The sequence below is a fragment of the Mesorhizobium sp. M7A.F.Ca.CA.002.04.1.1 genome (genome assembly GCF_004022805.1).
Lineage (GTDB): Bacteria > Pseudomonadota > Alphaproteobacteria > Rhizobiales > Rhizobiaceae > Mesorhizobium > Mesorhizobium ciceri.
In genome coordinates this window covers 1-10,289 of sequence record NZ_RZPL01000124.1, presented here as the reverse complement: position 1 = coordinate 10,289, position 10,289 = coordinate 1, and the positions used below count along the sequence as shown (strand labels likewise).

Below are 10,289 nucleotides of genomic sequence, written 5' to 3'. Positions count from 1 at the left end.
CTTCTGGGAAGAATTCGGCTTCTGGTGCTTTGGCGGCTTCGACGACGTCAACCGGCTGCTGCGCGACCGCCGTTTCGGCCGCCAGAATCCGGCCGGCATTCCAGACAGTCGCGGTATCGGACAGGACCGCAGCCATCTCAGGGCTTTCGACGGCGTCGAAGCCAATTCGATGCTGGAACTGGAGCCGCCGGTGCACACGCGGCTGAGAACACTGGTCAACCGCGCCTTCGTCTCGCGTCAGGTCGAACGGCTGCGGCCGCGTGTCGAGGCTTTGGCCAACGAGCTGATCGACCGTTTCGAACCAGGCAAGACGGTCGACCTGTTGCCTGCCTTCGCGGCGCCCTTGCCGATCACCATCATTGCCGAAATGCTCGGTGTGCCGGTCGACATGGGGCCGCAACTGCTCGACTGGTCGCACCAGATGGTTGCCATGTACATGCATGGCCGCACGCGCGCGATCGAAGAGACGGCCAACCGAGCCGCGGGCGAATTTGCCGATTTCCTGCGTTTCCATGTCACCGAGCGACGCAAGAACCCTGGCGACGACCTGCTGTCGCTGCTGATCTCGGCGCAGGAGGACGGCAAAAAGCTGTCGGAGGACGAGATGGTGTCCTCGGCGATCCTGCTGCTCAATGCCGGTCATGAAGCGACAGTGCATCAGACCGGCAACGCTGTCCGTGCGATCCTTATGCAAGGCGGCGATGTCAGCCGCTTCTTCGGCTCACCCGAAGCGACCGCGGCAACGGTCGAGGAATGCCTGCGCTTCGACGCGCCGCTGCACATGTTCACGCGCTACGCTTATCAGGAGATCGAAGTCGCGCCTGGCATTGTCGTGCAGCCGGGCCAGACGATCGGGCTGATGCTGGGCATGGCCAATCATGACCCGCGCGCCTTCGCCGAACCGCAAGCTTTCCGGCCCGATCGTCCGGACCAGAAGAACGTGTCATTCGGCGCCGGCATCCATTTCTGCATCGGCGCGCCGCTGGCCAGGCTAGAATTGCAGGTGTCGCTGAAAACCCTGTTCGAACGGCACCCGAAGCTGCATCTTGCCGAAAGGCCAAGCTTCCGCGACACTTACCACTTCCATGGGCTGGAAAGGCTCGCCGTCGGCTTTTGACGAAGCGCGGATTTGGTCGCCGGCCTATTCCAGCCATAGCGCCAGCAGCAACCACAAGGTCGGCTCACCGGACCGCCCACGATGCCCTTCCACGACAAGGCACCGGAAGCTGTCTCAGCCAGTTCCAGCGAAATAGTCATACGCAGGCAGCACAAGCTTGGGGGAGAGCCTGAAGGCCGTTGCTGGCAGCCCCTGTCGATCCATGCCAAATCGCAAGATCGGTCGAGCGCGATATATTCGGAAAGGCCTAACTGGTGTCGTCACGGAGAAAGAGACGTTGAAGGCCGCACTTGAAAACTACCCAGCCCGAATGCAGCGGGTGCTAGACCATATAGACCAGCATCTGGATGACGATCTGGGGCTGGAGGCGTTGAGCGGTGTCGCGGCGTTCTCGAAATATCATTTCCACCGGCAGTTCACGTCCACCTTCGGGGTGTCCGTGCATCGCTATGTCCAGCTCGCCCGCATGAAGCGTGCTTCGTACAGACTTGCCGAAAGTGACGCCCAAAGCGTCACCGACATAGCCATGGATGCCGGTTACGACGCGCCGGATGCCTTCGCCCGCGCCTTTCGGCAACGGTTCGGACAATCGCCGTCGTCGTTCCGGAAGTCTCCCGACTGGGGGTCGTGGCTCATGGCCTTCGGGCCCCTCGAAAAAGCAAGGAACACGCTTATGCAGATAATCTTTGAACACGACGACGTGACGATCCGCGATGTGCCCCCGACGCCGGTGGCGATCATGGAGCACCGCGGAGACCGGGCGACGCTCCAGGACACCATCCAGCGGTTCATCGCCTGGCGTAAGGCGGCGGGCTTGTCGCCCGAGACAAGCCCGACCTTCAACGTCTTCCGTTCCGAAAGGGAGCCCGCGGTCCCGGCTGACTACAGCATGGACATTTGTGCCGGGACAGACCGGCCGATCGAGGCGAATGACGGGCAGATGAAGGCTGGCGTGATCCCCGGCGGGCGCTGCGCGGTGCTGCGCTACCCTGGCAATACCAACAATCTCGAACCCGCAGCACTTTATCTTTATCGTGAATGGCTTCCGGCCAGCGGCGAGGAAGCACGCGACTTTCCGATCTATTGCCAACGACATCTGTCCCACTTCCCGGAGGGCCCGCTACGCGAAGTGGTCGTTGAACTCTTTCTGCCTCTGAAATAGCTCGGCAGGACAGCGGTTTGTCCCCCCGATCGCGAGCATCATGGCGACGCGAGATCAAAGCTTGATCACATACTCCTTGCGAGTCGTTTCAAGCACTTCCCAGCTGCCCTTGAAGCCGGGCTTCAGCACAAAGCTGTCGCCGGTCTTGACGGTGCGCGCTTGCCCACCGTCCTCCGCGATCACCGAAACGCCGGACAGGATGTGGCAGAACTCCCACTCGTCATAGACGATGCGCCATTTGCCCGGGGTCGATTCCCATATGCCGGCATAGAGGCCGCCGTCGCGCTCCTCGACATTCCAGGTGCGGAATTTGGGATCGCCCGAGATCAGCCGGTCGGGCGCCGGTGCACCCTGTTCGGCGTCGACAGCGTCGACGCCGATGGAAAGAAAGTTTGACTCGCTCATGATCGATCAGACCTTGGCTAGCGCCTGTTCGAGGTCGGCGACGATGTCGTTGACGTCCTCGATGCCGATCGAAAGCCGCACCGTGTCCGGTCCTGCGCCGGCCTTGACCTTCTGCTCGTCGGAAAGCTGGCGGTGCGTGGTCGAGGCCGGGTGGATGACCAGCGACTTGGTGTCGCCGACATTGGCGAGGTGCGAGAACAGCTCGAGCGCCTCGACGAATTTGACGCCCGCGTCATAGCCGCCCTTCAGCGCGAAGGTGAACACGGCGCCGGCGCCAAGTGGTGAGTACTTCTTCTGCAGCGCGTTGTTCTTGTCTGAGGGCAGGCCGGGGTAATTCACCGATGCGACCTTGGGGTGGTTGGACAGCCAGGCGGCAACGGTGACGGCATTGTCGCAGTGGCGCTGCATGCGCAGCGGCAGGGTTTCCAGGCCGGTCAGGATGAGGAAGGCGTTGAACGGGGAGATCGCCGGGCCGAGATCGCGCAGGCCGAGCACGCGCGCGGCAATGGCGAAGGCGAAATTGCCGAAGGTTTCGTGCAGGACAAGACCACCATATTCGGGGCGCGGTTCCGACAGCATCGGGTATTTGCCCGATTTCGACCAGTCGAAGGTGCCGCCGTCGACGATGGCGCCGCCGATCGAATTGCCGTGACCGCCGATGAATTTGGTCAGCGAATGGACGACGATGTCGGCGCCATGCTCGATCGGCCGGATGAGGTAGGGCGAGGCCAGTGTGTTGTCGACGATCAGCGGCAGGCCGTGCTTGCGCGCGATGTCGCCGATCTTCTCGATATCGACGAAGGTGCCGCCCGGATTGGCGAGGCTCTCGATGAAGATCGCCTTGGTCCTGTCGTCGATCTGGCTCTCGAAGGTCGAGATGTCATTGGTGTCGGCCCAGCGCACCTCCCAGCCATAATTCTTGAAGGCATGGCCGAACTGGTTGATCGAACCGCCGTAAAGCTTGTTGGCGGCAACGAAATTGTCGCCCGGCTGCATCAGATTGTGGAACACGATCACCTGCGCGGCATGGCCGGAGGCGACCGCGAGTGCCGCCGTGCCGCCTTCGAGGGCCGCCATGCGCTCTTCCAGCACTGCCTGGGTCGGGTTCATGATGCGGGTGTAGATGTTGCCGAAGGCCTTCAGCCCGAACAGCGAGGCGGCATGGTCGGCGTCGTCGAAGACGAAGGAGGTCGTCTGGTAGATCGGCGTGGCGCGCGCGCCGGTCGCCGGATCGGGCTTGGCACCGGCGTGGACGGCGAGCGTGTTGAAACCTGGCGTGCGGGTCACTGAAAACCTCCCTTTTGAAACTCTTGAAATCGCCGGGCATTCTTGGCGAAGCATGAGCGCGAATGCAAAGAAGAAAATACCCTTCGGCTAGCGATCTGCGGCCGAGGCCCGAGAAAATGCGCTGGCCTAAGGAATAATTTTGCGCCTAAGGCGCATCGCGCGTCAGGCCTTGCTTTTGGTGCACGTCGTTATCCCAAAACCGCTGCGCACTTTTGAGCGACGTGCACTACTTCTGCCGCACGCCAAAACTCTGGAATCCCGACCGCATCAGCGGCTTCTTCGACGACAGCACGCCGGAATTGACGCCGGTCCAACCGATCTCGCCGGACAGCTTGCCATATTCGATCTTGGGGCAGCGGTTCATCACCACCTTGATGCCGGCGGCCTCGGCGCGCGCGGCTGCTTCGTCATGGCGCACGCCAAGCTGCATCCAGATCACTTTCGGCAAGGGATCGAGCCGCAACGCCTCGTCGACGATGCCGGGCACCGCCGCCGGCGCGCGAAAGATGTCGACCATGTCGATCGGCTCCGGAATATCGGCGAGCCTCGCATAGGTCATCCGGCCGAGGATCTCCTTGCCGGCCTGGCCAGGATTGATCGGAAACACCGAAAATCCCTTGGCCAGCAGATATTTCAGCACGAAATAGCTTGGCCGCACATCATTGGCGGACGCGCCGACCATGGCGATGGTCTTCACCGAATTGAGGATGCCGGCAATGTAAGTGTTGTCGTAGCTATCGTGGTTCATGCGGCTTCCTGCGGTAGTGGTATCGGTAAAGTTCACGGCTGAACCCAAGCGAGGCGTAGAGGGCGCGAGCCGGCGTGTTGTCGGCCACCACCTGCAGGCATGCAGCTGACGCACCCGTTTGTCGTGCCCAGTCGATCAGGACGCCCACCGTCTTGCGGCCCAGGCCTTGCTGCCTGAAACGGCCGTCGGTTTCAACCGATTCCACCACAAGCAGCCCATTGCGGATGACGCCATAGGCCAAGGCGGCAATTTCGCTGTCTCGTGTACAGGACACGAACGCCCGGTCGCCGACGATCAGTCCGGTCATCTCGCGAAAGACGCGGCGATCGATGTCGTCATAAGCCTCCATGCGGAAGCGCGCCGCGAGCCAGTCTTCGCCTGGCACAGGCGAAACAGCGACCCGCTCGTCGCGGACTTCAGCCAGATCGCCGATCCCGGCATGGAGATGGATCGTCCCGCCTTCCGGCTGGTAGCCGCGATGGTCGAGTGCGGTTTCGAGCTCGGCGGCGATATCAGGCACTCGGAACATCGGCGCCTGACCGTGGCCGACGTAGAAGGACTCTGCGGCGTCGATCACTTTGTCGGGCGCGCCACGCTCGCCGCGCAAGGGATTGGCCGAATTGGTACGCCGGATCCGTCCGCCCGATCGCCGCAGAAGCCAGCCATCAACCAACGTCTCGGTCGCCGCCGGCCAGCCTTCGCGGCACGCCTGCTCGACGCGCCAGTTGAGGTCATCATCGCCGGCGCTCACGCGTCATCCTCCCGCAGCGCTTCCTCCATAAAGGCCTGCGGATCGGTGCAGAAGTCGCGCATCATGCGAAAATGATCGGTATCGCTGAAATCCGTGGGATCGAGCCCGAACCGGCTGATGCGGAACAGCCGCGCGCCAGGACAAGCCATCAGCAGCGGCGAATGCGTCGCCATGATCACTTGCGCGGTGCCCGACTGGTCCATGCGCCGCAGCATCTTGAGCAGCTCGATCTGTCGCGTCGGCGACAGTGCGCTTTCGGGTTCGTCGAGGATGTAGATGCCTTGCCTGCGGCAGCGCTCCTCGAAAAAACGGATAAAGCCCTCGCCATGCGACCAGGACAGGAAGTCCGGCGGCGGGGGCCTAAAAGGGTCTTCCAGTGCCGCCTGATCGAGATATCGGGCCACGGAGTAGAAGGATTCGGCGCGAAAAAACCAGCCGGCGGTGACTTTCGGCAGCCAGTGACCGCGGAATGCGTTGGCCAGCGCGGCACCACTCTTGTCGATGGCGCTGGAATGGTCGACCGGCCTATATCCCTTGCCGCCACCGGCTTCGTCATAGCCGGCCAGCGCACCGATCGCCTCGAGCAGCGTCGATTTGCCGGTGCCGTTCTCGCCGACGATGATGGTGATCGGCGTGGTGAATTCGAGTTCGAAGTCGTGGCCGCGAAACAGCGGCAGGTTCCATGGATATTTTTCCCAATCCTCGACCCGCACGGCATCGAGCAGGATGCGCTTCAGATAGGGAGCCTTGAGCCGCGTCAGCTGCTTGCGATGGGCCATCAGCCAGGTAGCGAAATCGTGCCGTCTTCCGCGATCGGAAAGGCCGGATTGTGCGCCACTTCCCAGACATGCCCGTCGGCGTCGGCGAAGTAGCCGTACCAGCCGCCCCAGAAGGCGCGGCCGGCCGGCTTGACGATGCGGCCGCCGGCTTTTTCCGCCCTGGCGAGCACGTCGTCGACTTCGGCGTCGGAGCGGGTGTTGTAGGCGAGGTAGACCGCCGATGGCGCCGCGGCGAAGGCGATGCCGGAATCCTCTTCTGCGCTGGCACGTGGGAACAGACCAAGAATGACGCCGCCCATCTGGAAGAAGGCGACACCGTCGGTGATACCGGCATGCCGCTTCAAGCCCATAGCCTCGTAAAAGCGCACCGCGCGGTCCAGATCATCGGTGGCGATGGTAACGATAGAGATTCGCGGCTCCATGGTGCTGCTCCTATTCGTCCGTCCATTCCGGCTTGCGCTTGCCGATGAAGGCGCCGATGCCTTCCTCGGCGTCGCGCGCGAGCATGTTTTCGACCATGATCCGGCCGGTATAGGTGTAAGCATCCGCCAGCCCCATTTCGGCCTGCGAGTAAAACGCCTCCTTGCCCGTCTTGACCACCAAAGATGATTTGGAAGCAATGGTTTGCGCGTATTTGGTGACGATCTGATTCAGGTATTCACGCGGCACGACGCGGTTGACCAGGCCGAATTCCTTGGCGGTTGCCGCATCAATGGTCTCGCCGGTCAACAGCATCTCCATCGCATGCTTGCGCGAGACGTTGCGCGACAGCGCCACCATCGGCGTCGAGCAGAACAGGCCGATGTTGACACCCGGCGTACAGAAGGTCGCCTCATGCGAAGCGATCGCCAGGTCGCAGCTGGCGACCAGTTGCAGCCCGGCGGCGGTGGCCAGGCCGTCAACCTCGGCGATGACAGGCACTGGATGACGCACGATCGCCTGCATCAGCGTCGCACAAGCGGCAAACGTCTCTGCGAAAAAGGCCTTGCCATGATCGGCGTCAGTGCGGCGCGCGGTCATTTCCTTGAGATCATGGCCGGCGCAGAACACCTTGCCGGCAGCCGACAAGACGATGACGCGAACGGCCTTGTCGGCCCTGGCGCGCTCGAGTTCGGCCGTCAGCGCCGCCATCACCGCCAGCGACAGCGCGTTGGCAGGCGGATTGGCGAGTGTGAGGCGCAGCACGCCCTTGTCCAGTTGTGCAACCACCGGACCCTCAACGGCGGCAGGCTTGATGGCAAGGATTTCGGCCATGGATAGGGTTCTCCGCGATTCCGCTGGGGCTGCCAGACTATCTAATACCGGATCAGGTTTCGTCCAACACCGATCGCTTGCGCCAGGGGACGAAGGTTGTCAGAAATGCCGCGCTGCGCTCATACAGGCCTGGCGCAAAGCGAGAGACCAAGACATGCCCGCCCAGACCAACCTCAAGCCCGTGCTGACCGCGCAACAAGTCAATGCGCTGATGGAAACCGTCTATCCGCAGCTCAATGAGCAGTTCAAATATTTCGAGGCGATCGACGTGTTCCCGGGCGGCTGCACCGTGCGGCTCAACGCCGGCGAACGGCATTTGCGTCCCGGCGGCACGGTGTCCGGCCCCTCGCTGTTCACGCTGGCCGACATTGGCGGCTACGTCTGCGTGCTCAGCCATGCCGGGCCGGATGCGCTTTCGGTCACCGTCAACCTCGACATCAATTTCGTGCGCAAGGCCGAGGCAGGACCGATCGACGGCCATTGCCGCATCCTGAAGCTGGGAAAGAGCCTGATGGTGTTCGACATCGACATCGTTGCCGGCCCAGACGGACACACGGTGGCGCATGCCATCGGCACCTATTCGATCCCGCCGAAGCGGAATGGTGATGTGGTAAAATAATACCTTTTGTTCAAGTTATTGTTTTTGCTACATTTTACCTGATATCTACCTTTTCGTTCGCCTTGACGCGGTCACCACCCTCGCCTATAAGCCTCCACGAAGCAGCGGCCCGCAAAGGCCGCCGTTTTGTTATTGGCGGCGGGCAAGCGCCTTTCGCCAATCCAAGCAACAAGAAACGCCTTCTCTTATGAAGGTCAGAACCGAGAGCAGAAAACATGACAACCTTTTCGCAGAAGCCTGCGGATGTGGTGAAGAAGTGGATCCTGATCGACGCCGAAGGTCTCGTCGTCGGTCGTCTGGCCACTGTCATCGCCAATCATCTCCGCGGCAAGCACAAGCCGACCTTCACCCCGCACGTCGACGACGGCGACAACGTCATCGTCATCAATGCCGACAAGGTGGTGTTCACCGGCAAGAAATTCACCGACAAGGTCTATTACTGGCACACCGGCCACCCAGGCGGCATCAAGGAGCGCACCGCGCGCCAGCTGCTCGAGGGTCGTTTCCCCGAGCGTGTCGTCGAGAAGGCCGTTGAGCGCATGGTCCCGCGTGGCCCGCTCGGCCGTCGCCAGATGAAGAACCTGCGCGTCTATGCAGGCGCCGAGCATCCGCATGTCGCCCAGCAGCCCGTCGTGCTCGACGTGGCCAAGCTGAACGCCAAGAACAAGAAGGTCGCATAAGATGGCTGAGCTTTCCTCGCTCGCAGAACTGGGCGCCGCCACCGGCAACACCAATACCCAGCCGGCGGCCCCCGTCCACGTCCAGAAGCTCGACAAGTCGGGCCGCGCCTATGCCACCGGCAAGCGCAAGAACGCCATTGCGCGCGTCTGGGTGAAGCCGGGTTCCGGCAAGATCATCGTCAACGACAAGGAATTCGCGACCTATTTCGCGCGTCCGGTCCTGCAGATGATCCTCAACCAGCCGATCATCGCCTCCAACCGCGCCGGCCAGTACGACATCGTCGCGACAGTCGTCGGCGGCGGTCTCTCCGGCCAGGCTGGCGCCGTGCGTCACGGCATCTCCAAGGCGCTGACCTACTACGAGCCGACGCTGCGCGCCGTGCTCAAGAAGGGCGGCTTCCTGACCCGCGACAGCCGCGTCGTCGAGCGCAAGAAGTACGGCAAGGCCAAGGCCCGTCGTAGCTTCCAGTTTTCCAAGCGCTAAGCACTTCGCAGCTTCAGACAATCGAAAAGGCCGCCTCCGGGCGGCCTTTTTGTTTGCGGCTCGGCAGTCACCCCACCCACGCCTACGGCGCGACCTTCCCATCAAGGGGAGCTAGAAGAGCGCGGCGCCCTACCTCCCCTCAATGGGAAGGTCGGCGCGGAGCGCCGGGTGGGGTGACGGCGCCGGAAACAGGTCAGGCCTTGCCGCCCTTGATATAGTCGATGAACGCCCGCAGCGGGGCCGGAACCAGGCGCCGGCCGGGATAATAGAGAAACGGTCCGGGAAAACTCTGCCACCACGGTTCGAGCACGGGCTCAAGAGCGCCGCTGTCGAAGTAAGGGCGCAGCCAGCCCTCGAAGAGGCCGATGATGCCGGTGCCGGCAATAGCCGCGTCGACGGCAAGATCCGTCGCCCCGCCGATCCGCACGATCAAGGGGCCTGTCGGATCGACCCGCACCACCTCGCCGTCTCGCTCGAATTCCCAGGGCAGCATCGCACCGCTGGCAAAGCGCCCACGCACGCAGGAGTGGCCAAGCAGGTCGCTCGGGTGTTGCGGGCGGCCATGGCGATCAAGATAGGCAGGGCTGGCGGCCGTGGCGAAACGCTGCACGCGCGGTCCGATCGGCACCGCGATCATGTCCTGCTCCAGCCGCTCGTCATAGCGGATGCCGGCATCGCAGCCGGCCGCCAGCACGTCGACGAAGTTCTCGTCGGCGATCACCTCCAGCCGGATACCGGGATAGGCGGCGAGGAAACCCGGCACGATATCGGGCAATATCAGCCGCGCAGCACTGACCGGCACGTTGAGACGCAACGAGCCAGCCGGCCTGTCGCGAAAGCCGTTCACCACGTCCAGCGCCGCCTCCACCTCCGACAGCGCCGGGCCGAGCCGCTCCAGAAGGCTGAGGCCCGCCTCGGTCGGGACAACGCTGCGCGTCGTGCGGTTGAACAGCCTGACACCGAGCTGCACTTCCAGGCGACGCACCGCCTCACTCAGGCCGGA

The 10,289-nt window shown here is 62.8% G+C and carries 13 protein-coding genes; 5 read left to right on the top strand and 8 right to left on the bottom strand.

Annotated elements, in window-relative coordinates; genetic code table 11:
• Both ENZ75_RS09290 and ENZ75_RS09285 read left to right on the top strand, forming a co-directional pair.
• The coding region (locus tag ENZ75_RS09290; protein WP_164887770.1) for a cytochrome P450 at nt 1-1,117 on the top strand (1,117 nt) is incomplete at its 5' end.
• Between the two features lie 277 nt (nt 1,118-1,394).
• Nucleotides 1,395-2,279, top strand: coding sequence for an AraC family transcriptional regulator (locus tag ENZ75_RS09285; RefSeq protein WP_063170209.1), 885 nt, complete (start codon nt 1,395-1,397; stop codon nt 2,277-2,279).
• Between the two features lie 54 nt (nt 2,280-2,333).
• Here ENZ75_RS09285 and ENZ75_RS09280 read toward each other — a convergent pair whose 3' ends face one another.
• From ENZ75_RS09280 to ENZ75_RS09250, 7 genes are all read right to left on the bottom strand, one after another.
• Entirely contained in the window at nt 2,334-2,684 is a 351-nt protein-coding gene (locus tag ENZ75_RS09280) for a cupin domain-containing protein (RefSeq protein WP_063167787.1), read from the bottom strand.
• Between the two features lie 6 nt (nt 2,685-2,690).
• Nucleotides 2,691-3,971 (bottom strand): O-acetylhomoserine aminocarboxypropyltransferase, encoded by a 1,281-nt coding sequence (locus ENZ75_RS09275; protein WP_024504598.1) that lies wholly within the window; start codon nt 3,969-3,971, stop codon nt 2,691-2,693.
• Nucleotides 3,972-4,197: 226 nt separating this feature from the next.
• A complete protein-coding gene (locus ENZ75_RS09270; RefSeq protein ID WP_024504599.1) occupies nt 4,198-4,719 on the bottom strand; it encodes a CoA-binding protein in 522 nt (173 codons plus the stop codon).
• Nucleotides 4,706-5,470 (bottom strand): GNAT family N-acetyltransferase, encoded by a 765-nt coding sequence (locus tag ENZ75_RS09265; RefSeq protein WP_063167786.1) that lies wholly within the window; start codon nt 5,468-5,470, stop codon nt 4,706-4,708. The genes ENZ75_RS09270 and ENZ75_RS09265 overlap by 14 nt, the downstream gene beginning before the upstream one ends.
• Nucleotides 5,467-6,249 carry an AAA family ATPase gene (locus ENZ75_RS09260; protein WP_063167785.1) on the bottom strand — a complete coding sequence of 261 codons (783 nt, stop codon included), beginning with the start codon at nt 6,247-6,249 and terminating at the stop codon, nt 5,467-5,469. Before ENZ75_RS09260 ends, ENZ75_RS09265 begins: the two co-directional genes overlap by 4 nt.
• Complete coding sequence (locus ENZ75_RS09255) at nt 6,249-6,671, bottom strand: VOC family protein (RefSeq protein ID WP_013532202.1); 423 nt, start codon at nt 6,669-6,671, stop codon at nt 6,249-6,251. The genes ENZ75_RS09260 and ENZ75_RS09255 overlap by 1 nt, the downstream gene beginning before the upstream one ends.
• Nucleotides 6,672-6,681: 10 nt before the next feature.
• Complete coding sequence (locus tag ENZ75_RS09250) at nt 6,682-7,503, bottom strand: enoyl-CoA hydratase (RefSeq protein ID WP_063167784.1); 822 nt, start codon at nt 7,501-7,503, stop codon at nt 6,682-6,684.
• A 154-nt stretch (nt 7,504-7,657) separates the two neighbouring features.
• On the opposite strand from ENZ75_RS09250, the gene ENZ75_RS09245 reads away from it, so the two are divergent.
• From ENZ75_RS09245 to rpsI, 3 genes are all read left to right on the top strand, one after another.
• Nucleotides 7,658-8,122, top strand: a complete 465-nt coding sequence (locus ENZ75_RS09245; RefSeq protein WP_063167783.1) for a PaaI family thioesterase — start codon at nt 7,658-7,660, stop codon at nt 8,120-8,122.
• A 215-nt stretch (nt 8,123-8,337) separates the two neighbouring features.
• The gene (gene rplM / locus ENZ75_RS09240) at nt 8,338-8,802 is read left to right on the top strand and encodes a 50S ribosomal protein L13 (protein WP_013532205.1); all 465 of its coding nucleotides are present in this window, start codon (nt 8,338-8,340) and stop codon (nt 8,800-8,802) included.
• Nucleotide 8,803: 1 nt separating this feature from the next.
• Nucleotides 8,804-9,286, top strand: coding sequence for a 30S ribosomal protein S9 (gene rpsI, locus ENZ75_RS09235; RefSeq protein ID WP_023810272.1), 483 nt, complete (start codon nt 8,804-8,806; stop codon nt 9,284-9,286).
• A 193-nt stretch (nt 9,287-9,479) separates the two neighbouring features.
• Here the strand turns inward: rpsI and ENZ75_RS09230 are convergent.
• A partial coding sequence (locus ENZ75_RS09230) for a LysR family transcriptional regulator (protein WP_164887769.1) occupies nt 9,480-10,289 on the bottom strand: 810 nt, incomplete at its 5' end.